Raw genomic sequence first — 23,394 nt, forward strand, 5'->3', positions numbered from 1 at the left:
GGATGGAAGTCGTGAAAACAATCGCCGAACTAAAAGATATTGTAAGAAAGGTGAAATCGGAAGGGAAGACGATCGGGCTCGTTCCGACGATGGGATATCTTCATGAGGGGCATATGGCTTTGGCAAAAGCGGCAAGAGAGGAAAACGACTTTGTCATCATGAGCATCTTTGTCAATCCGACACAATTTGGACCGAATGAAGACTATGAATCTTATCCAAGAGATTTGGAACGGGACAAAAAAATTGCGGAATCAGTAGGAGTGGATGTTGTGTTTGCGCCGTCTGTCGAAGAAATGTATCCGACAGATGGAGGCATTCGGATCCATGCTGGCCGCCAAGCGACGATTCTCTGCGGTGCATCAAGACCGGGTCATTTTGACGGGGTTTTGCAGGTGGTGACAAAACTTTTCCATATTGCAGAACCGACAAGAGCGTATTTTGGCCAGAAGGATGCACAGCAGGTGGCCATTGTAACGACCCTTGTGCGCGATTATAATTTCCCGTTGGAAATCCGGACTGTGCCAATCGTCCGGGAAGAGGACGGCCTTGCAAAATCTTCGAGGAACGTTTATTTATCCGAACAGGAACGAAAAGAAGCGCCGGCGATTTACCAGGCGTTGAAACTGGCAAAAGAAGAATTTTTAAATTCGAAGGACGCAGAGAAAGCGGTTCAGAAGGCAAAAGATTATATTTTATCAAATACTGCGAGCGGCCGGATTGATTATGTGGAATTGTTGTCCTATCCTGATTTGAAACCCATTGACGAAAAAACGGACCAATTTTTGCTTGCGGCTGCGGTTTACATCGGTAAAACTCGTCTGATTGATAACATCATCTTTTCAAAATAGGGGGAAATGAAAATGTACAGAGAAATGATGAACGCGAAAATCCATAGAGCCCAAGTAACGGAAGCGAATTTAAATTATGTCGGATCCATTACAATCGATTCGGATATACTGGATGCGGTCGGCATGCTTCCAAACGAAAAAGTGCAAGTGGTAAATAACAATAACGGTGCCCGCTTCGAAACATACATCATTCCCGGCGAGCGCGGCAGCGGAGTGATTTGCGTCAATGGCGCGGCTGCCCGTCTTGTACAGGAAGGGGATATTGTCATTATCATTTCCTACGCTTATGTGGAGCAGGAAAAACTTGCCGAACATAAGCCGACTGTCGCGATAATGGGCGAAGGAAATACAATCAAAGAAATCATCCACTACGAACCGGAAGCAACAGTGCTTTAATATATTTGACAAGCTGAATATTCAACAAAGGGCAAATTGGACATGTTTAGAATTCCAATTTGCTTTTTTTATGGCAGAAGACTCGGCAAATCTTCCGGCATCAAGCATATAGGAGAAGCGGCAGAATCAGTATTCCGGAAATCATTCATTTTTTACGGTCGGCGAAAAGATCTGTTCCAAATTTGTTTGAAGACAAAGAAAAGATTTCAATGTTTGATAGCAAAAGGAGAGTGTAAATGAAACACATGACCAGTCTCCCAATCTATGTTAAAATTCGCTTGTAGCTTATAACTATTGATATAGTGAGTTGAGAAAGAAATGGAACATCAAAAATATGTCATTGTCGATCTGGAAACAACCGGCCATTCCCCAAAAGAAGGGGACCGGATCATTCAAATTTCAATGGTCACCATGAAAAATTGGGAAGTGGAAGATACCTTCACCACCTTTGTACATCCGGGAAGATCCATTCCGGTTTTTATACAGGATTTAACCAATATTTCAGATCAGGATATTCAAGACGCCTTGCCATTTGAACATTATTCGGAACAAATATATAGCATCTTGCAGGACGCCATTTTTGTTGCCCATAATGTGGATTTTGATCTATCTTTTCTGCAGGCGGAATTTGAAAGGGCAGGATTGCCGGAATGGAGAGGAAAGAAAATTGATACGGTGGAGCTTTCAAAAATTCTTTTTCCAATGGCCATCGGTTATAAATTGGCAGATCTTGCAAGCGATTTAAATATTCCGCTGGTACATGCCCATCGCGCGGATGATGATGCGATGGCGACGGCCTTATTATTAAAAAAATGCTGGAAAGAAATCCTGGCTTTGCCGGTTCAGACCATTGAACAGCTGCATAAATACTCATTTAAATTAAAATCAAATATTTCCCATTTATTTTTTCAGGCATTGCAAATCAAGAGAAAAAATCTCGGAGAAGAAAGTTTTATTGTTTATCATCAATTTGCGTTCAAAAAGGATTTGCCGATTTCCCTTCAGCATGGACCAATCCGGTCTTTCCCAAACACCGATGAAGAAAAAATGGAGCTTCTGTCAAAACAATTTCCCAATTTTGAAAAACGGCCCTGCCAATTTCAAATGATGGATGCCATTTGGGAAACATTGCAGAGGAAAAGTGAAATCATGATTGAAGCATCCACAGGGGTTGGAAAAACGTTAGGGTATTTGCTGCCTTCCTTCATTTATGCCAAACAGCAGGGAAAGAAAATCTGCATTAGTACGTACACTTCTTTTCTGCTTGAACAGATATTATATAAGGAAATTCCGAAAATCGAACAGGTTTTGGGAACGAAAATCCGGGTCGCCTTGTTAAAGGGCATGCAAAATTATATCGATATCGAATTATTTGAACAGCTATTGAAACAAGAAGAACATACGTATGATGAAACATTGACGATCCTGCAAATACTTGTCTGGCTTTCAAAGACGGATACAGGGGATTTAAGCGAATTAAATCTTTCCGGGGGCGGACAGCTTTTCATTGATAAAATCCGTAAAAAACGCCGCAACAACAATCCTTTTGATTTTTATGAAAGAGCGATTGAGAAGAGCAAGAAGGCAGATATTATTGTAACGAATCATGCCATGTTGTTATCGGATTTGGAGCGGCTTGAGCCGGTTTTTCATTCCATCGAGGGATGGATTATAGATGAAGCCCATCAGTTTGTACAGGCCGCCATCAACCGCAATCAAGTAGTGTTCTCATACGCCCGATGGAAATATCAATTGGGACAAATGGGAATCACTTCTGATAATGGTTTATTCAAATCCATTCAAAAAGCAGCATTGAAAAGCGAAAGAATCTCAAAACGTCAATTTGGCAGATTGGAAAAATGTTATTTGACCTTTTTGGATTGTTTCGACAGGGCGATGCAAACGCTCATTGTTGCCATACAAGTTCAAAAACGTCCTCAATTGGATTATAAACAAACGGCATTTTTAAAAGATTTGTCTTTGGACCGGAACGCAATGAAAGAAGTATCAAGCGCCCTTCAAAATTGGATTGATTTGGCGGAAGAATTATCCGACCGTTTTCTTGAGGCAAAAGAGTTATCGGCGGAAAATAAAATGTTATTGGAACGTTGGGATTATTGGATTCGGGAATGGAAGGTCAAGCTGGCTGAATGGGACTCCATCTTTTTTGAAGCAAATGATCATTATAGCATTTGGATTGAATTGGACAGGCGGCACATCCCGGGAAGCATCCGCATTTACAAAAAACCTCTGGAAATTACGGAAGCCATTGATCGATTGTTTCAATTATTCAGGCAAAAAGCGGGAATCATCTGGACTTCCGGTACACTTACCATCCCGGGCAACGAACGCTTTGTCGCAAAACAATTGGGGATTGGAAATCATGTCCCTGTTTTGAAGCTGGAAGCGCCACAAAATTATTATTCGGGCGCAAAAGTTTATATCGCTACGGATATGCCGGATATTCAAGCAGTGCCACAGGCGGAATACATTGAAGCGGTGGCGGGGGCTGTTTCCCTCATTGTTCAATCTACCGGAGGCCGTTGTTTTGTTTTATTTAATTCCCAAGATATGTTAAAGAGAACGGCCGAGCTGATCGAAGAAGCCGATTTATTAAATGATTATCTGTTGTTTGCACAAGGGGTTACAAGCGGCAGCAGAATGAAGCTATTAAAAGCTTTCAAAAAGTTTCAACGTTCCGTGTTGTTTGGTACGAACAGCTTTTGGGAAGGCGTTGATGTGCCCGGGGAGGATCTGAATACGGTGATCATCGTAAGGCTTCCTTTTTCTTCCCCGGATGAACCGATTTTCAAGGCAAAAGCGGATAAGTTAAAAGAGAAGGGAAAAAATGCCTTTACGGATTTATCTTTGCCGGAAGCCGTTTTGCGTTTCAAACAAGGATTCGGACGGCTCATCCGTTCATCAAAGGATCACGGAGCCCTGATTGTGCTGGATCGGCGAATTGAAACGAAATCATACGGCAAAGAATTCATTCAAGCGCTTCCGGACATCAAAATAGAAAAACTTCCTTTGCTGGATATGGTGAAAGATTTGCAACACTGGTATAATAACTAAGGTGAGGAAGAGAAGCAGATAAACAACGAAAAAATTATAAAGAACAAGGTGTTCAAATGAAAAATTGGATTATTTTTATTACAAGTTTTGTGTTAATATTAACAATTGGAATATCTGTTTTAGTCCTCTGGAAAGCCTCAAGCCCATTCAAATCCATCGAAAAAGAGGCAACGGAATTGGCCATATCATCCAACATCATTCAAAAAGCCTCCGAAGCTTATGTCTATAATGGCAATAAGCCGTATGTCACCGTTTTCGGGGTAGACGAAAAGGGGGATAAATTGGCCGTCTTTGTGCCGATTACGCTGGATGAGAAAGCAATCCAATACGTACGTTTGGAAGACGGCATTTCGGAAAAAGAGGCTTTAGCTGAATTGGATCAGAAAGATGTTAAAGAAGTGCTTCATACGAAATTGGGCTACGAGGAACCGGGCGCCGTTTGGGAGATTGCTTATATTAATCACTCTGACAAACTCAACTATGTCTATGTTTTATTTGAAGATGGACAATGGTGGAAACGCATTTTGAATTTATAGAGGAGTAGATCATAAATGAAAGAATTTTTATCCAATCGTGTAAAAACTTTAAAACCTTCTTCAACTTTGGCCATTACTGCAAAAGCAAAAGAAATGAAAGCGCAGGGCATTGATGTGATAGGACTTGGAGCCGGCGAACCCGATTTTAACACTCCGCAAAACATCATTAATGCCGCAATCGACTCAATGCAAAAAGGATATACAAAATATACCCCTTCCGGAGGGCTTCCGGCTTTAAAAGATGCGATTATTGAAAAATTTAAACGCGACAACCAATTGGAATATAAGCAAAATGAAGTCATTGTCGGCGTAGGTGCAAAACATGTTCTTTACACATTGTTCCAAGTCATTTTAAATGACGGGGATGAAGTCATTATCCCGACACCGTATTGGGTATCCTATCCTGAACAAGTAAAATTGGCCGGCGGTGTTCCGGTATTTGTAGAAACAACAAGTGAACAAAACTATAAAATGACTGCGGAACAGTTGAGAAATGCGATTACGGATAAAACGAAAGCGGTGATTATCAATTCCCCTAGCAATCCGACGGGAATGATTTACCACCGCGAAGAATTGGAAGAAATTGCGAAAGTTGCGTTGGAGCACAACATCCTGATCGTATCGGATGAAATTTACGAAAAGCTCGTATACAATGGGGCCGAGCATTTCTCCATTGCCCAAATTTCAGAAGAAGTAAAATCGAAAACCATCGTGATTAACGGTGTTTCAAAATCCCATTCGATGACCGGCTGGAGAATCGGATATGCAGCGGGTGATGCAGATATCATTAAAGCCATGACAGATTTGGCTTCCCATTCTACGTCCAATCCGACAACCGCTTCCCAATATGCGGCGATTGAGGCTTATAACGGGCCGCAGGATTCAGTGGAAGAAATGAGAAAAGCTTTTGAATCCCGCCTGGAAACGATTTATCCAAAATTGAGTACAATTCCCGGCTTTAAAGTGGTAAAACCTCAAGGCGCCTTTTATTTATTGCCTGATGTAGGAGAGGCTGCGGCAAAAACCGGGTTTGCAACTGTCGATGAATTTGCCGGTGCTTTATTGACAGAAGCCAATGTAGCGGTGATTCCGGGTTCCGGTTTTGGCGCCCCGTCAACCATCCGCATCAGTTACGCCACATCTTTGGATTTATTGGAAGAAGCGGTGCGCCGCATCGAAAAATTTGTTAAAGATCACTGGAAAAATTAATAGTGCTTCATTTGTCAGCGTCCGTCATTGCGGGCGCTTACTTTCTAATGAAAGGAGTCAAGGAGATGAAGGATCAGCATAGCCGGCTCCGCATGTGGATCGAACAAAAGCTTGTGAACATTCCTGAACTTTTTTTTCGGCACTATAAACAACTGGGAATTGCCGATGATGAAGCCATGCTTTTATTGCACCTGATGGCTTTTCATTCGGAAAATATCGATTTTCCGACTCCCGGCGCTTTGGCCGAAAGAATGCATTTAACGGAAAGGGAAATCACTGAGAAGCTGCAGCGGCTTCTGCAAAAGGGGGTTATTGAAATTACGCAAGGTATAGATGCGAACGGCAAAATCTTCGAAAAATATTCGATGTTTCCATTATGGGAGAGAATGCTGGATTTCATCGGCAAGCGATCGATGGATCAGGAAGAACAACAAAGAAAAAATGAAGAAGGGGAAATCTTCACCCTTTTTGAACAAGAATTTGGACGATTGCTTTCCCCGATTGAAATCGAAACCATTTCTTCTTGGCTTGACCAGGACCATCATTCTCCAAAAATCATACGGGAAGCATTAAAGGAAGCGGTTTTGGCCGGAAAGTTATCGTTCCGCTACATCGACCGTATTTTGTTTGAATGGAAAAAGAAAAATATCCGGACAATCCAGCAAGTGGAAAAACAGCGGGAACAATTCGCCAAACATCATAACCCTTCCGCTCTTTCGAAGCAAAATGCGACGGAGACACGCAAAAAAGTGCCATTTTATAATTGGTTAGAAGAAAGAGAGTAGGGGAGATCAAATGTTGACAAAAAAGCAATGGGAACATTGTTTGGAAGTCATAGACCAAATGTTCCCGGATGCCCACTGTGAGCTTGTACATAGCAATCCTTTTGAGTTATTAATTGCGACGCTTCTGTCTGCCCAATGCACCGATCAACTCGTAAACAAAGTGACAAAAGATTTGTTTCAAAAATATAAAACCCCTGAAGACTATTTGGCGGTGCCTTTGGAAGAATTGCAGCAAGATATCCGATCGATTGGGCTTTACCGCAATAAAGCCAAAAACATACAGAAATTGTGCGAAAAGCTCATAACTGATTTTAATGGAGAAGTTCCTCAAACGAGGGAAGAATTGACTTCGCTTCCTGGAGTGGGAAGGAAAACGGCGAATGTCGTCATGTCCGTGGCATTCGGAATTCCGGCTCTTGCGGTCGATACCCATGTGGAAAGAGTGACAAAACGACTTGGCTTATGCCGATGGAAAGACAGCGTGCTCGAAGTGGAAGAAACGCTGATGAAAAAAACACCGAAGGAAAGATGGTCAAAAACCCATCATCAATTGATCTTTTTTGGCAGATATCACTGCAAGGCGCAAAATCCGCAATGCCATCAATGTCCGCTTCTGGAATTGTGCAGGGAAGGGCAAAAGCGGCTGAAAAAAGGATTGGTCAAACAATGATTCGGGTACGGAAAGAGGCCATTCAGAAGGAAAAAATAGAGCCTTATTTTGAAAAATGGGACTGTTTATCAAAAGAGATCCATGCAGCACATGACGAGCGCAATGGCAAAAAAGCGAAAGCTTTAATGGAGCAGGGAATCGCACTATTTGAAGAGCTGATGGTAAAAACTGCTGATACGGAAGAGAAAGAACTGATGGTAAATGAGAAATATGAAGGAATGCCGCTGAACGGGATGGACCGGCTTCTATTCATTAAAGCAAGACCCGGCCAATACGCTTGCTTCGTACAGTTGGATGAACTGTTTAAAGAAGCGAAAAAACGGTTCGCGAGGTTAAGGGTACAAAAATAAAAATATATATTGTTGTTCGGCCCATTTCGGATTGGAAGCTTTTTGATTTTGCAGAATGCTATTTAATAAAGGTAATAAGAAAAATGCAAAAAGAAAAGGCAAGTGGAACATTTCCACTTGCCTTTTCTTTATGAACTTTCTGAAGTGGTAGGCGGAGCCGGTTCGGTAGGTGGGTTTGAGCCGTTATTATCGGAGTTTTCATTGCCTGTACCCGGATTTTGGTTATTTCCGTTATTGTTTCCATTATTATTTCCATTATTATTTCCGTTATTGTTTCCATTATTTTGGCCGTTTTGATTTCCTTGATTTCCGCTATTGTTATTCGGCGGAGTTGGTTCTTCGGTTTCATCCGGCTTTTGGACATCCGGTTCCTCAATTTCACCGCCGATCGTAATGGAGACAGAAGCAGGTTTACTGCGGGTTTCTCCCACTATTGCAACCACGGTGAATGTATACGTTTTTCCATCTTCAATACCGGTAATCGTCGCTTGTTTGTTGGCGGTTGTAGTGACAACCTTTGCCTGGCCGCCATCGGATTTCATGGACACTTCGAATTGGACGTCCGAATCTTTATATTCTTCCGGTACGTTGAAATCCCATGTCAAATCCACCATGCCAGGGGCTGTATTGACCGCCTTCAAATTAAATGGCGCTTCAAGCTCTTTATATTTATCGGACACTTCTTTCGGTTCTGTTCCCCGCACAAACAACTCTGTTCTCCGTTTGTCAGCAGGAGTATTTTTGCTTGCCAATTTCAACGGTTCAGTGCCGACTTCAATCGTCGCTTCCACAACGGAATTTGGTTTTACGAACCGTTTCGTTTCTTTGCCTTGGGAAATTTGCCCCATGATTTTACTGAACAGCACTTGCGGCAGACGCCGTTCATCCCAGGTTGTAATCGGATCTTTCCGTTTTTCGTAACCGCTCCAAATGGCAATGGAATAATTCGTCGTATAACCGACAAACCAGGAATCCGGCACGGCCGTATTTGGCAAATTATATCGCCGAAATTCTTCGGCGCTATAGTTTGTGGTACCCGTTTTACCTGCGACATCCAGTCCTGGCACCCTGGCGGCCGTACCCGTTGCGTTTGGTTTGGAACCAACGACATCCCTGAGCATGTCGGTAATCATGTAGGCTGTATAGTCGTTCATGGCTACAACCGGTTCCGGTTTGTTTGTAATTTTGGAACCGTCCCGGAAAACAATCTCTTTAATAGTGTGCGGTTTGTTATAGACACCGTTGTTTCCGAATGCCGCATATGCACTGGCAAGCTGAATCGGAGATAATTCGATCGCACCGCCGCCAATAGCGTCCGATTCATAAATTTCTTTATTTTTAATGCCTAATTTTGATACAAATTCGCGCGCCCGATCCAATCCGACTTCTTGCAATGTTTTGACAGCCGGAATATTGCGGGAAGCATAAAGGGCTTCGCGTACGGTAATCGGGCCAAAATATTTTCCGTCCCAGTTTCCTAGACTTTTTCCATCGGAGTACGTATGCGGTTCATCCACAATCGTTTTTCCGGTGGACCATTTGAAATATTCAATTGCCGGACCATAGGCGATCAGCGGTTTCATCGTTGAACCAGGAGGTCTTTTCGAGTCATCGGCAAAGTTATATGCTCTTTGGCTTCCGTAATTCCGGCCTCCGCCGACGGCTCTTAAAGCGCCTGTTTTTGTGTCAACGACCGCGATACCGGATTGAATCGTTTGGGTAGGGAAGTTATTGGCGTTATTCAAGGCGTTTTCAACGACAGTTTGCGCTTTTGGATCCAGTGTCGTATATACTTTTATCCCCTCGGATAACAAACTTGGATCTCTTTCTTCGATTTCATTCAATACAACATCCAAAAAGGCATCGTATTTTGTGCCGGCCAGTTGTTTTCTCTGTTCTTCCGGAAGAAGCCGTGAAGTTACATCGATTTTTTTCGCTTCTTCCGCTTCGGCTTCAGTGATTTTTCCGTGCTGAACCATCAGATTTAATACGATGTCGCGGCGTTTTTGAGCCTGCTCCGGATTTTTAAACGGATTATAATTGTTTGGACTTTGCGGCATTCCCGCCAAAAGGGCAATTTCATCCAACTCCAATTCATCCAGGTCTTTTCCGAAGAAATACTCGGCTCCAGTAGCAAAACCGTAGACATTGCCGGATATCAACACTTTATTGAAATACATTTCAAAAATTTCTTCTTTGCTGTACAAACGTTCCAACTGTAAAGCTAACCAGGCTTCTTGTGCTTTCCGTTTTAATGTTTTCTCATTGCTCAGAAAAGAATTTTTTACTACTTGTTGGGTAATCGTACTTGCCCCTTGGGCCCCGAAGCCGCCTGTAACGTTAGCGATGACGGCTTTCACAAGGCGGAAGACGTCGATGCCGAAATGATCAAAAAATCTTGCGTCTTCCGTTGCAAGGATGGCGTCGATCATTTGTTGCGGTATATCTTCATATTCCACATATTTCCGGTTTTCAGCACCGAAAGTGGCAAACAGTTCCCCATTCATGTCGTAAAATTCAGCAGAAATCGGATCTTTCAATAAATCTTCATTCAGTTCAGGAGCAGAACTTGCATAATAAACGAACAGCCCCGCTCCGGAAACCACACCTGCCAGAAAAAGAGCCAGGATGGTGATAAGCCCCCATTTCAACCATTTTTTCATCGGTTTTTTCTGTTTCTTTTGTTGGGATTCCCGTATTTTTCTCAACTCTGTTCGAGAACGTCGTTTTTCGCTCAATGTGATCTCCTCGCTTTATTAAAACTATCAGTTTTCGCCGGAAATTAATTTTTTAATAGCGCTTATATAATCAATTCTAGGATTATATCCCGGTATAATTTCGTAGCTTTTGCTTTCAAAGGTTCCCAGAGGGATCGATTTTCTTCCCCCTTTTTTCATATTGCTCCACGCTTCGTATAAAACTGAAAAAGGAAGCAAAAAATACCGATTAAGTTTCGAAAATCTTACAATCGTAAATGCAATTCCTTGCTGATTGACGACATTTTTCATATGGGTGATTTGATGTTCATGGACGTTTTTTAACGGAAAAGATGTTGTACTTTCGGTTTCCTTTGCCTCGAAATCGATATAGTAACCGTTCCAAACACCATTATAATCCGTTGTTGATGGAGTGCGGAAATACGCTTCCCGAATGACTGCCGCACTTCTTTTCGGGTACTCTACTTTGACGATTTGGATTGGAACAGGTTTCTTATGAATGATGGCAATCTGCCTGCTTAAATAGTATGCATTTGTCTCATTGATTTCATCTTCAAGGGTTTTCCCGCGATTTCCAAAGGAGAAATCTTTACTTTTTTTATTCATCGTATTCTTGGAAGTTATATTTTTCGGATTATAAGGTTTTCCGTTTGGATATTTCAGCACCGCAAATCACCCTCTAAAAAAAATGATATCCAAATCTAGTAATAAGTTTAACATAAAAATTTATCGAAAAAATTGTTCTTTTAGCTAACGATGTCTAGTTTTGCCTGGCGAAAGGTATTTTCCTCCGTTTATGGAATTAACAAAGAAAAGGAGGTAACCGAATGAACAGATTTCAATTTCTTATATCCCAATTAGATTGTTTGGACGAATTGATGACTGCCAGGTTTGAAAACGAGCGGGCCATGATCAGTGACTACTTTTTTGGCCAGATTGTTTCCGCTCATCAGAAAGTAAGCTTAGCAGAAAAGAATATTCATGTAAAGAATACTTGTTCCCCTTTTAATAGTGAATTAGAATAGATTTTGATAAACTGGATATTTAGAAAGGTCTGTATTCTATGGAACTGTTGGAGTTGACAAAACGGCTGCTTGAAGAGTGTGATGCGTCAAGGAATCGTTTCTTGAAAATGAGAAAACTTGACGCCACACCTAATTTTTTTGAGGAAGTAAAGCCGTATGCCGATCACATCCATGAATTGCTTGAATCGTGGGAAGCATCAGCCATTCAATGGATAGAGGAACACCGGCCCAAATATTTGCGGAAACAACAAATTCAAAGTGCCGCCGAAACGATGGACAAGTTTGTGGTTGAATCCTTTTATAAAGAAACGGGCAAGAAAAGATTTTTCCAATCCGTCCATTCCGTCCGTTTCATTCTTTCTACATTGCTAAGATATTTGGAGGAGGACCATCGTGAAGAAAATCAGGACGATTGATGAATTGATCAACGAATGGCAGCAGGATGAGGAATTAAAACAAAATATTGTCCATATTGCCACGATTGAGGGTCGGGAGGGGGAATATGAGGATTTTCCCGATTGCCTTCATCCTTCTTTGAAAAAAGCGCTGTTAGAGCGGGGCATTGAAAAACTGTATTCCCACCAACGCCAGGCCTTTGATTTGGCCCTTGCCAGCAAATCCTTTACGGCCATCACTCCGACGGCCTCCGGGAAATCTTTATGTTATCATTTGCCGGTGCTGCAAAAAATTTTGGAGGATTCTTCCACAAGAGCGATTTATCTATTTCCGACCAAAGCGTTGGCGCAGGACCAAAAGGCCGATTTGAACGACTTGATTGATTCGATGAATGAGGAAATTTATTGCTATACATATGATGGAGATACAGCGCCGAATATTCGCCAAAAGGTGCGGAAAGCAGGACACATTGTGATGACGAATCCGGATATGCTGCATTCGGGCATTTTGCCGCATCATACGAAATGGGTATCCCTTTTTGAAAATTTAAAGTTTATCGTCATCGATGAACTGCATACTTATAAGGGAGTATTTGGAAGCCATGTTGCCCATGTGCTGCGCCGCCTGGTCCGCATTTGCGAATTTTACGGCAGCCAACCAATTTTTATATGCACTTCCGCAACCATCAAAAATCCAAAAGAGCTGGCGGAAAAATTGACGAACACAAAACATGTGCTGATCGAGAAATCGGGGGCGCCTGCAGGAAAAAAAACCTTCATTTTTTATAATCCTCCAATTGTCCATAAGACTTTTGGCGTCCGGAGAAGTGCTGTGCTGGAGGCCACAAACTTGGCTGCGCGGCTTTACAAAGCGGGCATCCAGACCATCGTGTTTGCCAAATCCAGAGTTACTGTGGAACGGCTTGTTACCTATTTAAAAGAATTGACAAAAAATAAAATCAATGACGGGTCCATTCAAGGCTACCGGGGAGGCTATCTGCCGTCAGAACGTCGAAGAATTGAGAAAGGGTTAAGGGATGGGTCCATTCAAATTGTCGTCAGCACAAATGCCCTTGAATTAGGGGTGGATATTGGCCAGCTGCAAGCCTGCATTATGACCGGATACCCAGGAAACATTGCCAGCGCCTGGCAGCAGGCGGGGCGGGCGGGAAGAAGACAAGATTCCGCTTTGATTATTTATGTGGCCAATTCTTCTGCCCTTGATCAATATATCGTCAACCATCCCGATTATTTATTGGGGAATTCCCCGGAAGAAGCGTTGATCAATCCGGAAAATATCCTTATTTTAATGAGCCATTTAAAATGTGCATCTTTTGAATTGCCTTTTTCAACGGATGATACGTATGGCGAATTTGAGGTGCAGGAATTGCTGGAATATTTGCAGGAGGAAGGCGTTTTAGTAAAAACGAATGCCCATTACTACTGGATGAGCGACCGTTTCCCGGCAAAAGACGTGAATTTGCGTTCCGCTGCCGAAGAGAATGTGGTCATCATTGACCAAACGGTTCCGGGAGGTACGAAAGTCATTGGAGAAATGGATACTTACTCCGCCATGACCCTTTTGCATGAAGAGGCAATCTACCTGCACCAAGGGGTCCAATACCAAGTGGAAAAACTTGATTGGGAAGAGAAAAAAGCCTATGTGCGGGAAGTGGATGTCAATTATTACACGGATGCCAATTTAGCGGTTGAGCTGAAAGTATTAAGTGAAGATAAAGCAGCGTCATACGAAGACGTGACGGTCAGTTACGGAGATGTAAGCCTGGTGGCTGTTCCTACAATTTTCAAAAAGATCCATATGACGACTCTCGACAATATCGGATCGGGAAAAGTCCATATTCCTCCGATGGAGATGCATACAAATGCAACGTGGATTTCTTTCAGCCTCCCTGAAAATTGGTCGGAAGAAATGCTAACGGATGCATTGACAGGTGCCGCCTATGCCATCGGATCTTTCATTCCGGTCTTTATTCAGTGCGACCGGAAAGATGTGACGGTCGTTCCCCAAGTGAAGGCCGTCCACAACGGAAGACCGACATTGTTTATTTACGACAGCTATCCCGGAGGAATCGGATTAAGCGAAAAAGTTTATGATCTCCTTGTACCGATTTTAGAATTGACGATCCAGCATGTACAATCTTGTCCATGCGAGCAAGGTTGTCCTTCCTGTATCGGGGCTCAAGATCATTTAACGGACGGGAAAGAAAAAGTATCGAAAATATTAAACATTTTATTAAATGAAGTGATGTGATTGCATGGGCTACGAAACGAAAATTTTGCAGCTGAAAAAAATGCTCGAAAAAAAGAAAACGGAACAACCTGAAAAAACCGTATACAAAAAACCGGAAAGGCCAGCTTATATTGATGAATGGAAAAAAGCTGGGCTTTCCATTGTGGAAAATGATTTCGGCGTCGTATGTAAAAGACAAGTACGCTATCCGTCGGACTATCGGCATGGAAAATATGAATTGAAGCAATTTTTTCATGCGGTGGAAAAGTGGGAGAAGGCGGAAATCGAACATCCTTTTTCCATCAATCAGGAAGAAAATGTACTGTTTTTTGATACGGAAACGACCGGACTGAAGGGTGCCGGAACTCACATTTTCCTCCTCGGATTTCTTGAAGCGGATGAAGAAGAATTTGTGCTGAATCAATACGTATTGGCCGATCCGGCAAACGAGGCGGCGTTTTTATTTGAATCAAAGTTGTGGCAACCGGGGAAAACAGTGGTCACTTATAATGGAAAAAGTTTTGATTGGCCGCAGCTCGAGACCAGATGGACTTTCAATAAAAACTATCTGCCTAAATTGCAATCGCCTAGACAAATCGATCTATTTCATAGTTCAAAAAGAATATGGAAAAATCAATTAGAAAGATTAAAATTAATTAAAGTGGAAGAAGAAAAATTGGGGATTAAACGGGATCATGATATTCCCGGTTTTCTTGCGCCGGTCATTTATTCGGATGCGGTAAAAAGCGGGAACGCCTCCGGATTGGTGAAAGTTCTGCAGCATAATGAGTGGGATATCCTATCCCTGTTAACCCTATATATTCATTCCACAAGCCTTCTGCTTGACCGCGTGTTGCAGGATGGGGCTGTCACTTATACAAATATCGGCAAATGGTACAACGATTTAAAGGAGCATAAACAGAGCGAGCAGGTTTTATCGGCTGTAACGAAACAATTTGATGAAGAAGAAGCGGGGCTGGCCTACTACTATTTGGCATTTCAACAAAAGCGGAACAAACAGTTCAAGGAATCGGCCGAATCTTTTCAAAAGGCCCTTCATACAATTGAGGGGAGAAAAAAATTAAATGCATTGGAACAGCTGGCCATGATGTTTGAACATCGAATGAAAGAGTATTCAAAAGCATTGCAGTATACAATCGAAGGTATAGAAATCATCCGGAAAGCTGATTTTTTGAATGAGGAGCAAAAGAAAAGACAATTGGAGCATTGGGATAAACGATTGCAGCGATTAAAAGGAAAGCTTCGGAAATATTCCGAAGCGCCCTAAGACTAATATTTCCCGGTGAAGCGCAAATGGCGACAAAACCATATCCAGGAATGGTGTCGAAATTTGTAAAAATCGCATTTTTGCAGTGCTTTCCTGTCCTTTTATAAGTTTATATGTGGTATAATATAAAATGCGTATGTATCGATGGAAGGGCGATGTGGATGGAAATCAAATTAAATTCCAAAATGATTTTGGAGAAAGAATTCAAACGGCAAATGAAGGGTTACAATATTGATGAAGTGGATCAATTTTTAGATATAATTATGGAAGATTACGACAACTTCAACAAAATGATCAAAGAATTGCAGGAAGAAAATGAGCGTTTGAAAAAAGAAATAGAAACGCTGAAAAAACAACAGACGCCACAATATGCGGGCAGCACGAATTTCGATATTTTGAAGAGATTATCCAATCTGGAAAAGCATGTTTTTGGCAATAAATTGTACGATTGATAATATGCACAAGTTGTTTTTAAGAAATTTGTCTAGTATAATGATAGATGCACCATAGTGGTTTCGAGTAATCGCTGCAAACGTTCAGACGTTTGTAGAGGAAAGTCCATGCTCACACGGCTCTGAGATGACCGTAGTGTTCGTGCTTACCGAAACCATAAGGTAAGGCAAAGCTTCCCACAGCTTTGACGGCGGAAGGAAGACCTAAGTCGCGCTATGCGATATGGTCGACACTTCCTGAAAAGTGCCACAGTGACGTAGCTTCACTGGAAACGGTGAAGGTGGAACGCGGTAAACCCCACGAGTGAGAAACCCAAATTATGGTAGGGGAGCCCTCCCGAAGGAAATGAACGGAGGGAGGGACGGGGAGAATTCTTCTTCCCGTAGATAGATGATTACTACCTGACAGTACGAGGCGAAAGCCGCTTGAGTACGCAGGGACAGAACATGGCTTACAGAAATCACTATGGTGCATAGTGGGCAACTTTAAAATAAAATGTTTATACATAAACTTGGCCGTACAGACTCTCCTGTGAAGGAGGGTTTTCTTTTTGTATAAATGGAAGTATCGTATAAGGAAAATGAAATTTTGAAAAAGCAGGAATATATGCTGGAAGGAAAATATTTCTTGTCAAACAGATTCATGGTATAATTAATTGTTTGGAAATATGTAATAATCAAGGATGGATGTTCATGACAAATTTTCAATTAGTGGCTACTTCGGCAATGGGATTAGAGTCTGTCGTTGCGGAAGAGGTAAAAGCATTAGGATATGAAACTCGCACGGAAAACGGAAAAATTTTTTTTGAAGGTGATGAAAGAGCGATTGCCAGAACAAATCTGTGGCTGAGAGTTGCCGATCGGGTAAAGATTGTCGTCGCCCAATTCCCGGCGACCACATTCGAAGAATTGTTTGAAAACACAAAAGCTGTAGAGTGGGAACAATACTTGCCTGTAGATGCAAATTTTCCTGTCAGCGGCAAGTCGGTTAAATCCAAATTATACAGTGTTCCGGATTGCCAGGCGATTGTAAAAAAAGCGGTTGTAGAAAGGTTAAAACAGGCTTATAAAAGGCTAGGGTTTTTAGATGAATCGGGAGCAACCTATAAAATTGAAGTATCAATTTTGAAAGATATGGCAACACTTACCATTGATACAAGCGGTGCAGGACTTCACAAACGCGGCTATCGGGTTGGACAAGGGGAAGCTCCTTTAAAAGAGACGTTGGCAGCTGCATTGGTAAAAATCTCCAAATGGTCGCCCCACCGTCCTTTTGTGGACCTGTTTTGCGGCTCGGGCACGATTCCGATTGAAGCGGCAATGATTGGCCAGAACATTGCCCCGGGATATAATAGAGATTTCATTTCCGAACAATGGGATTGGATGGATAAAAAAATATGGGACGATGCCCGCATAGAAGCGGAAGACTTGGCGAATTACGACCAGCCGCTTGATATTTTGGGAACAGATATTGATCATAGAATGATAAAAATTGCAAAGGAGAATGCATTGGAAGCAGGTTTCGGTGATTTGATCACCTTTAAGCAAATGCAAGCGACAGATTTCACTACGGATTTAACGGATGGCGTGATCATCTCCAATCCCCCATATGGTGAACGGATCGGGGAAAGGGAAGAAATTGAGAGAGTCATTCGGGAACTGGGGAAAATTATGAAAAATTATCCTACATGGTCCGTCTACATGCTGTCTTCCATGTCCAACTTTGAACAATTATACGGGAAGAAGGCAACAAAAAAACGCAAATTATATAACGGGTTCATCCGCACAGATTTTTATCAATTCTGGGGACAAAAATCAAACAAAAAAAATTATTGATTGTTGTTCTATAAACCTCGAATATTGTTATTTTATGTCGGGTTTTTTATAATTAAATTATTGCAATACATCGTTTAGGACAAGGTTTAGAACATGAAGTGTCTTGAATGATTTCGAGACACTTTCTTAATGTCTAAAAATAGGCATTGAAAAAGGAGATTTGAAAATGCAATCATCAATACCTTTTGAATTATCAAAGGAAAAAAGTTTTTTTGATTCGCTCGCGGATTGGATTGGCGACGTGTTTTATGATATTTTGCCCGAAAAGGGCTTCGAATGCCGCGATGAACAGATTTTTATGAGCTATCAAGTAATCAATGCGTTAAAAGAAAAGAATGTATTGTTTGCGGAAGCGGGAGTCGGCACGGGAAAAACCTTAGCATATTTATTGCCCGCCATTGCTTATGCCCGCTATAAAGGGAAGCCGGCGTTGATCGCTTGCGCAGATGAAACATTGATTGACCAGCTGGTAAAAGAAGAAGGGGATATCGCAAAAATCGAAAAGCATTTAGGGTTGAACATCGATGTAAGGCTTGCGAAATCCCGTGATCAATATTTATGTTTGAAACGTTTGGAAGAAGCGGAAGTATATGAAGAGGGCGAATGGATCGACGAAATAGCCTTCGCGATTCCGGAAGAAGTTTATTCGGAAAGTTCCGCTGTGCAGATCCCCCTTTACGGTGCGAGAAGTGATTTTCCGCAAATCAGCGATGAAAATTGGAAAAAGGTTAATTACAATTCGATCATGCAATGCAGTGTTTGCGAGAAACGAAACCGGTGCGGCCAAACATTGCATCGGTCCCATTATCGAAAAGCAAAGGATTTAATTATTTGTTCCCAAGACTTTTTAATGGAACATCTGGCAACGAAAGAATCCCGGAAACGCGAAGGACAGTTGACGTTGCTACCTGAAGTGTCGATGATAGTTCTGGATGAAGGACATTTATTGGAGTATGCAGCACAAAAGGCCATGACATATAAAGTGCAAAATTATACAATTGTGAAATTATTGGATCGGATCATGGTGGACGATATCCGGGAAAGCACTTTATATGCAATGGAAAAATTGCAGGATGATCATGAACTGTTCTTCGATCAGCTCCAGGATGATGTCATTCCGTCTGATGATGACCGCAAAAAAATCCGCAAATCGGATCGGTTACTGGCTTTAGGAAAGCAGTTGATTGAAGATGTGGAACAATTATTAGAAGAATTTGTATTCGAATCGGAAATGTATGTCATTCCGGAATACGAACTGAATATCGTCGAGGAATTTTTAGAAGACTATGAAGAAGCGTTAAAAATATTCATTTCCAAAAGCGACGCCATTGACTGGCTGGAAGATACCGACGGGGAAGATACACTGGTCATCATGCCGAGATTAATAACGGAAGTATTGGAGGAAAAACTGTTCTCCAACAAAATTCCGATTATCTTTTCATCCGCAACGCTATCTGTGAACAAAGATTTCTCTTATATCGCTTCCAGCTTAGGAGTGAAAAAATATCAGCATTTCAGTGTGCCTTCTCCATTTGATTATGATGAAGTCATGAATATTTATTTACATGGGCTCTCCGATGAAGAAAAAGTGAAAAAAGTGGAAGAATTGCTGAACCAAAATAAGAAAACATTGGTATTGTTTAAATCCAGACAATCGATGTTGAAATTTAAGGAAAAATTGCCGCTAATGTCACGTTTAACAGTCGGCTTTGAAGGGGATAGAGAATTAACATCCATTATTAAAGATTTCCAAAACGGCGCCCTAAAAACTCTCTGTTCCTATCATTTATGGGAAGGGGTTGACTTGCCGGAGGAATCTTTGACCCAAATTATCATCTATGAATTGCCATTCCCGCCGAAGGATCCGCTTTTTGAAGCGAAAAGAAAATTTGCAGGAAAACCGTTCGAAGAAGTGGATTTGCCGTTTATGTTGCTGCGATTGCAGCAGGGAATTGGCCGGCTTATTCGGACTGAGAAGGATTATGGGGATATCCATATTTTCTTGAATGAAGAAGACAATGACGTCCGTTCCGAGTTTCTAAAAGTGTTGCCGGTGCAGCCTCAAAACGTATAATGTCTCATTACAGATATATGTAAAAAGTCTATATGGATTTTTTGCATATTTTTTTATTTTTGGGAATATAATTTTATCAAATTTGTTGAAACAGGTCGTGTCATCGGCGTAATATGTCAATGATTGTCTGTTTTGAAAAAATAAAAAGAAAAGGAGAGCGTCATGAGACTAAAGGGGAAAGTTGCGATAATTACTGGTGGGGCAAACGGGATTGGCAGGGCCGCTGTGAAAAGATTTTTGGAGGAAGGCGCAAAAATCGTTATCGCAGATATCCAAAAAGAAGCCGGGGAAGAGCTGGAAAAATCCTATCGGAATCAAGGATACGATGTGTTTTTTGTCCCGGTCAACGTGGCAGTGAAAGAAGAAGTGGAAAATATGGTCGAAAAAGCGAAAGAACGCTATGGTAAAATCGACATTTTGATCAATAATGCAGGAATTACGAGAGATGCAATGCTTGTCAAAATGACGGAAGAGCAGTTTAATGCAGTCATCGATGTCAATTTGAAAGGCGTATTTTATTGTACGCAAGCGGTTGCAAAAGTCATGATTGAGCAAGGATATGGAAAAATTATCAATACATCTTCTGTAAGCGGTGTCTATGGCAACATCGGTCAGACAAATTATGCGGCAGCCAAGGCCGCCATTGTGGGAATGACGAAAACTTGGGCAAAGGAGCTCGGCAAAAAGGGAATCAATGTGAATGCGGTGGCTCCGGGATTTACGAAAACCACAATGGTGGAGAAAATGCCTGAAAAAATATTAAATTATATGGAATCGATTACAAGTTTAAAAAGGCTGGGAGAACCTGACGACATCGCAAATGCTTATTTATTCTTGGCGTCCGATGAATCAAATTACATTACAGGGCACATATTGCATGTGGATGGCGGAATTATGATGTAAAATGAAAAGTACTAGTTGAAAAAATGTTCACACTATTTTAATATTTAATTTGTGTGTAATAGAAAAAAGAGGCTGGGACAAAAGATAAAAAACACCATTTTCTCACGGGAGAAAAATGGTGTTTTTTTGATAATTGAAGAAAATTGATTTCCGTTCCGGGGACGCTTTCCGCGGGCCCGGCTCGAGCCTCCTCGGAGCTCAAACCTTCGCTCCTGCGGGGTCTCGAGACTCGGGCTGTTCCCGCAGGAGTCGCCCCGTCACTCCAATCAATTTTCTGTGATATCAATTTTTTACAAAAAATTTTTTTGCAGCTCGTTCACTTTATTAGTTATGTCCCAGCCTCAATTGTGCTGTCATTTTACCAGAGTTTGAAACCTTTTGAACCAACTGGAGAGTTATTGATGATATCAATGATTGGGATTGTGTAAGCGAAGATGATCACCGCAATCATGATAATTCCCCAAAGTTTGAAGTTTTCAAGGACTGCAGGAGTTTTAGCTGCTCCTGGTGCAACTTCTGCGATAGGGAATTCTTGCTCTCCTTTTGGCGCAAAGAATGCAAGGTAAATGATTAATCCTGTAATGACTAAGATGGCGATGAACAGGATTGAACCGCCGACTGCTTGCGCAATTTGGTAAGAAATCCATTCAGCTGCTTGTTCTGAACCGCCGTATTCAGAGTAAGCGGAACGGCGTGGCGCACCTAACAAACCTGCAACGTGCATTGCGCCGGACATGATTGCCATACCGATTGCCCATAAAATACCAGCGCAGTTTGCCATGCTGTTAGCACGTTTTGTCAATTTTCTTCCGTTTAAGTGCGGAATCAACCAGAATGCTGTTCCGAAATATGTTAACGCAACCGCAGTAGCAATTGTCAAGTGGAAGTGACCTGTTACCCAAATTGTATTGTGAACAAGCTCGTTCATTTGGTAAGAAGCGTTGACGATACCGCCTGCACCGCCAGGAATGAAGGCAACCATACCAATGAACGGAAGCAAGAAGCGTGAATCGCTCCATGGTAATTTTTTGAACCATCCGAAGATACCTTTTCCGCCAAGTTCGCGTCCGCGCAATTCAAATGTTGCGAACATTGCGAAGGCAGTCATTAAAGATGGGATTACAACGAAGAACGTCAATACCGCTTGAATGAATTTCCATAACGCGTCAATACCAGGTTCCATGTATTGGTGGTGTAGACCAACCGGAACTGAAAGGATCAAGAATAACATGAACGCAAGTTTTGCCAAAGATTCGGAGAATATTTTTCCGCCGATGACTTTAGGAATCACAACATACCAAACCATGTAAGCTGGCAATAACCAGAAGTATACCAATGCGTGACCGAAGTACCAGAACAATGTTCTGGAAAGCAATACGTCAACGCGTTCCACCAAGTTTAAAGACCATGGAACCAATTGTACCAATACTTCTATGGCTACACCAAGTGTACATACATACCATAAGAAGTTGTTTACAACCACCATGAATGATAGCAGTGGTGATGACTGGCCTTTATTTTCTTTTTTCCATTGTACATAGCGCATGATTTGCGCAGCATTGATAATCCAAGAACCAACAACGACAAGCGCCAATCCTAGATAGAATACAGCATGAGCTTGCAATGGAGCATAGAAAGTGTATAGTACAGATGCTTGGTTTGTAAGAATCATTGCTGCTGCTGCAACTAAACCGATTGTTGCAACCCAGAAACCTATCCAGCCGATTGTACGTTGTTTATTTGTGAATGTACCGGAAGTGCGGCTGATGGCAGCTGTTTGGAATCCCATAATGAAGAATGTTGTCAATACAAGTCCGAGCAATACACCATGCACAGTCAAGACTTGATAGTAGTTAAGGAAACCAGGAAGTTCTACTGCTCCAGAACGGACTAGTACTTGTAGTAATCCGGCAATACCACCTAATAAAACTGCTATGAATGCGACATAAATATTGGCCAATGCCAATTTTGCATCTTTCCGATCAACAAATTCAAGCTGCTTTTTCAAGCTTGAAGTTGCAGTGCTTTGCACCGTTTCCTTAGTTGTTGTCATTATTGTCCACCACCTTTAATGTAGAGTACATCAATGCGTGACCTGAACCGCAATACTCATTACATACAATTGTATAAGTCCCAGGTTTATCCAAAGTTGTGATTTTTTCTGATACATAACCAGGTTCAAGCATCAAGTTGATGTTTGTTCCTGCAACCTCAAAACCGTGAATGACGTCTTTTGTAGTAGCGATAAAACGAACTTTTGAACCGGCTGGGATTTCAATTTCAGTTGGATTGTAAGCGAATGCTTGCGCAACAAGCACAACTTCGTAATCCCAGTCTTTTCCTTCAACTTTGTGTAATCCAGGATTGTTGAATGGTTCGATTTGATCGACATTTTCGTAGTTGATCGTCCATTTGGAATTGTTTGGATGAGTTCCTCCATGGAATGCGCTTACACCGAGAATGATAAGGAACACGATGAGAGTACCTGTTCCGAAAATCATCCACCATTTCTCATATTTGTGTATTTCCATTGTTTTCCCTCCTACTTAAGTGTTGGTAAGCGACCTAATCTAGAAACGATCAA

The 23,394-nt window shown here is 41.8% G+C and carries 20 protein-coding genes, 1 other RNA gene and 1 pseudogene; 17 read left to right on the forward strand and 5 right to left on the reverse strand.

What is annotated here, in order from left to right; genetic code table 11:
* The first annotated feature begins 2 nt into the window (after positions 1–2).
* The 8 genes from panC (at position 3) to NST62_RS05050 (ending at position 7,869) form a co-directional block, all read left to right on the forward strand.
* Complete coding sequence (gene panC, locus NST62_RS05015; RefSeq protein WP_141600906.1) at positions 3–848, forward strand: pantoate--beta-alanine ligase; 846 nt, start codon at positions 3–5, stop codon at positions 846–848.
* Positions 849–860: 12 nt separating this feature from the next.
* Positions 861–1,244, forward strand: a complete 384-nt coding sequence (gene panD / locus NST62_RS05020; RefSeq protein ID WP_141600905.1) for an aspartate 1-decarboxylase — start codon at positions 861–863, stop codon at positions 1,242–1,244.
* 318 nt (positions 1,245–1,562) lie between these two features.
* Positions 1,563–4,319 (forward strand): ATP-dependent DNA helicase DinG, encoded by a 2,757-nt coding sequence (dinG, locus tag NST62_RS05025; RefSeq protein WP_141600904.1) that lies wholly within the window; start codon positions 1,563–1,565, stop codon positions 4,317–4,319.
* Positions 4,320–4,375: 56 nt separating this feature from the next.
* A complete protein-coding gene (locus NST62_RS05030; RefSeq protein ID WP_141600903.1) occupies positions 4,376–4,855 on the forward strand; it encodes a DUF5590 domain-containing protein in 480 nt (159 codons plus the stop codon).
* A gap of 15 nt (positions 4,856–4,870) precedes the next feature.
* Positions 4,871–6,064, forward strand: coding sequence for a pyridoxal phosphate-dependent aminotransferase (locus NST62_RS05035; protein ID WP_342463191.1), 1,194 nt, complete (start codon positions 4,871–4,873; stop codon positions 6,062–6,064).
* Between the two features lie 65 nt (positions 6,065–6,129).
* Positions 6,130–6,849, forward strand: coding sequence for a DnaD domain-containing protein (locus NST62_RS05040; RefSeq protein WP_342463192.1), 720 nt, complete (start codon positions 6,130–6,132; stop codon positions 6,847–6,849).
* Between the two features lie 10 nt (positions 6,850–6,859).
* Positions 6,860–7,519, forward strand: coding sequence for an endonuclease III (nth, locus tag NST62_RS05045; protein WP_141600900.1), 660 nt, complete (start codon positions 6,860–6,862; stop codon positions 7,517–7,519).
* Positions 7,516–7,869 (forward strand): YpoC family protein, encoded by a 354-nt coding sequence (locus NST62_RS05050; RefSeq protein ID WP_342463193.1) that lies wholly within the window; start codon positions 7,516–7,518, stop codon positions 7,867–7,869. The genes nth and NST62_RS05050 overlap by 4 nt, the downstream gene beginning before the upstream one ends.
* Before the next feature lie 128 nt (positions 7,870–7,997).
* Here NST62_RS05050 and NST62_RS05055 read toward each other — a convergent pair whose 3' ends face one another.
* Together NST62_RS05055 and recU are read right to left on the reverse strand one after the other, a co-directional pair.
* The gene (locus NST62_RS05055; RefSeq protein ID WP_141600898.1) at positions 7,998–10,607 is read right to left on the reverse strand and encodes a penicillin-binding protein 1A; all 2,610 of its coding nucleotides are present in this window, start codon (positions 10,605–10,607) and stop codon (positions 7,998–8,000) included.
* Between the two features lie 27 nt (positions 10,608–10,634).
* Positions 10,635–11,252: a Holliday junction resolvase RecU gene (gene recU / locus NST62_RS05060; RefSeq protein WP_141600897.1), complete on the reverse strand. Its 618-nt coding sequence runs from the start codon at positions 11,250–11,252 to the stop codon at positions 10,635–10,637.
* A 161-nt stretch (positions 11,253–11,413) separates the two neighbouring features.
* Here recU and NST62_RS05065 point away from each other — a divergent pair, with 161 nt between their 5' ends.
* The 9 genes from NST62_RS05065 to fabG all read left to right on the forward strand — a co-directional run bounded on the left by NST62_RS05065 (position 11,414) and on the right by fabG (position 20,810).
* Positions 11,414–11,611 (forward strand): endonuclease, encoded by a 198-nt coding sequence (locus tag NST62_RS05065; RefSeq protein ID WP_141600896.1) that lies wholly within the window; start codon positions 11,414–11,416, stop codon positions 11,609–11,611.
* Between the two features lie 38 nt (positions 11,612–11,649).
* The gene (locus NST62_RS05070) at positions 11,650–12,027 is read left to right on the forward strand and encodes a YppE family protein (protein WP_141600895.1); all 378 of its coding nucleotides are present in this window, start codon (positions 11,650–11,652) and stop codon (positions 12,025–12,027) included.
* A complete protein-coding gene (locus NST62_RS05075; protein WP_342463279.1) occupies positions 12,002–14,278 on the forward strand; it encodes a DEAD/DEAH box helicase in 2,277 nt (758 codons plus the stop codon). Before NST62_RS05070 ends, NST62_RS05075 begins: the two co-directional genes overlap by 26 nt.
* A 4-nt stretch (positions 14,279–14,282) precedes the next feature.
* Positions 14,283–15,545 carry a ribonuclease H-like domain-containing protein gene (locus NST62_RS05080; protein ID WP_342463194.1) on the forward strand — a complete coding sequence of 421 codons (1,263 nt, stop codon included), beginning with the start codon at positions 14,283–14,285 and terminating at the stop codon, positions 15,543–15,545.
* Between the two features lie 161 nt (positions 15,546–15,706).
* Positions 15,707–15,997: a cell division regulator GpsB gene (gene gpsB, locus NST62_RS05085; RefSeq protein WP_141600892.1), complete on the forward strand. Its 291-nt coding sequence runs from the start codon at positions 15,707–15,709 to the stop codon at positions 15,995–15,997.
* 59 nt (positions 15,998–16,056) lie between these two features.
* Positions 16,057–16,457: RNase P RNA component class B (gene rnpB / locus NST62_RS05090), an RNA gene on the forward strand.
* A gap of 233 nt (positions 16,458–16,690) precedes the next feature.
* Positions 16,691–17,833 (forward strand): class I SAM-dependent RNA methyltransferase, encoded by a 1,143-nt coding sequence (locus NST62_RS05095; protein ID WP_141600891.1) that lies wholly within the window; start codon positions 16,691–16,693, stop codon positions 17,831–17,833.
* A gap of 166 nt (positions 17,834–17,999) precedes the next feature.
* Positions 18,000–19,907: an ATP-dependent DNA helicase gene (locus NST62_RS05100; protein ID WP_328215228.1), complete on the forward strand. Its 1,908-nt coding sequence runs from the start codon at positions 18,000–18,002 to the stop codon at positions 19,905–19,907.
* A gap of 162 nt (positions 19,908–20,069) precedes the next feature.
* Positions 20,070–20,810 (forward strand): 3-oxoacyl-ACP reductase FabG, encoded by a 741-nt coding sequence (gene fabG / locus NST62_RS05105; protein ID WP_141600889.1) that lies wholly within the window; start codon positions 20,070–20,072, stop codon positions 20,808–20,810.
* A 44-nt stretch (positions 20,811–20,854) separates the two neighbouring features.
* On the opposite strand, the pseudogene NST62_RS05110 reads toward fabG, so the two are convergent.
* From NST62_RS05110 to NST62_RS05120, 3 genes and pseudogenes are all read right to left on the reverse strand, one after another.
* Positions 20,855–21,061 (reverse strand): annotated as a pseudogene (locus NST62_RS05110) (hypothetical protein); the annotation flags it as partial.
* Between the two features lie 107 nt (positions 21,062–21,168).
* The gene (locus tag NST62_RS05115) at positions 21,169–22,863 is read right to left on the reverse strand and encodes a b(o/a)3-type cytochrome-c oxidase subunit 1 (RefSeq protein ID WP_342463195.1); all 1,695 of its coding nucleotides are present in this window, start codon (positions 22,861–22,863) and stop codon (positions 21,169–21,171) included.
* Positions 22,850–23,341: a cytochrome c oxidase subunit II gene (locus NST62_RS05120; protein ID WP_342463196.1), complete on the reverse strand. Its 492-nt coding sequence runs from the start codon at positions 23,339–23,341 to the stop codon at positions 22,850–22,852. Before NST62_RS05120 ends, NST62_RS05115 begins: the two co-directional genes overlap by 14 nt.
* Between the last annotated feature and the right edge of the window lie 53 nt (positions 23,342–23,394).

This window comes from Ureibacillus sp. FSL K6-8385 (assembly GCF_038593155.1).
In the GTDB taxonomy this organism is placed as follows: domain Bacteria; phylum Bacillota; class Bacilli; order Bacillales_A; family Planococcaceae; genus Ureibacillus; species Ureibacillus terrenus.

Excerpts from the sequence above, each read along its gene's own strand:
- panC (WP_141600906.1), top strand. The coding sequence starts at position 3 with ATGGAAGTCGTGAAAACAATCGCCGAACTAAAAGATATTGTAAGAAAG.
- panD (WP_141600905.1), top strand. The coding sequence starts at position 861 with ATGTACAGAGAAATGATGAACGCGAAAATCCATAGAGCCCAAGTAACG.
- dinG (WP_141600904.1), top strand. The coding sequence starts at position 1,563 with ATGGAACATCAAAAATATGTCATTGTCGATCTGGAAACAACCGGCCAT.
- NST62_RS05030 (WP_141600903.1), top strand. The coding sequence starts at position 4,376 with ATGAAAAATTGGATTATTTTTATTACAAGTTTTGTGTTAATATTAACA.
- NST62_RS05035 (WP_342463191.1), top strand. The coding sequence starts at position 4,871 with ATGAAAGAATTTTTATCCAATCGTGTAAAAACTTTAAAACCTTCTTCA.
- NST62_RS05040 (WP_342463192.1), top strand. The coding sequence starts at position 6,130 with ATGAAGGATCAGCATAGCCGGCTCCGCATGTGGATCGAACAAAAGCTT.
- nth (WP_141600900.1), top strand. The coding sequence starts at position 6,860 with ATGTTGACAAAAAAGCAATGGGAACATTGTTTGGAAGTCATAGACCAA.
- NST62_RS05050 (WP_342463193.1), top strand. The coding sequence starts at position 7,516 with ATGATTCGGGTACGGAAAGAGGCCATTCAGAAGGAAAAAATAGAGCCT.
- NST62_RS05065 (WP_141600896.1), top strand. The coding sequence starts at position 11,414 with ATGAACAGATTTCAATTTCTTATATCCCAATTAGATTGTTTGGACGAA.
- NST62_RS05070 (WP_141600895.1), top strand. The coding sequence starts at position 11,650 with ATGGAACTGTTGGAGTTGACAAAACGGCTGCTTGAAGAGTGTGATGCG.
- NST62_RS05080 (WP_342463194.1), top strand. The coding sequence starts at position 14,283 with ATGGGCTACGAAACGAAAATTTTGCAGCTGAAAAAAATGCTCGAAAAA.
- gpsB (WP_141600892.1), top strand. The coding sequence starts at position 15,707 with ATGGAAATCAAATTAAATTCCAAAATGATTTTGGAGAAAGAATTCAAA.
- NST62_RS05095 (WP_141600891.1), top strand. The coding sequence starts at position 16,691 with ATGACAAATTTTCAATTAGTGGCTACTTCGGCAATGGGATTAGAGTCT.
- NST62_RS05100 (WP_328215228.1), top strand. The coding sequence starts at position 18,000 with ATGCAATCATCAATACCTTTTGAATTATCAAAGGAAAAAAGTTTTTTT.
- fabG (WP_141600889.1), top strand. The coding sequence starts at position 20,070 with ATGAGACTAAAGGGGAAAGTTGCGATAATTACTGGTGGGGCAAACGGG.
- NST62_RS05115 (WP_342463195.1), bottom strand. The coding sequence starts at position 22,863 with ATGACAACAACTAAGGAAACGGTGCAAAGCACTGCAACTTCAAGCTTG.
- NST62_RS05120 (WP_342463196.1), bottom strand. The coding sequence starts at position 23,341 with ATGGAAATACACAAATATGAGAAATGGTGGATGATTTTCGGAACAGGT.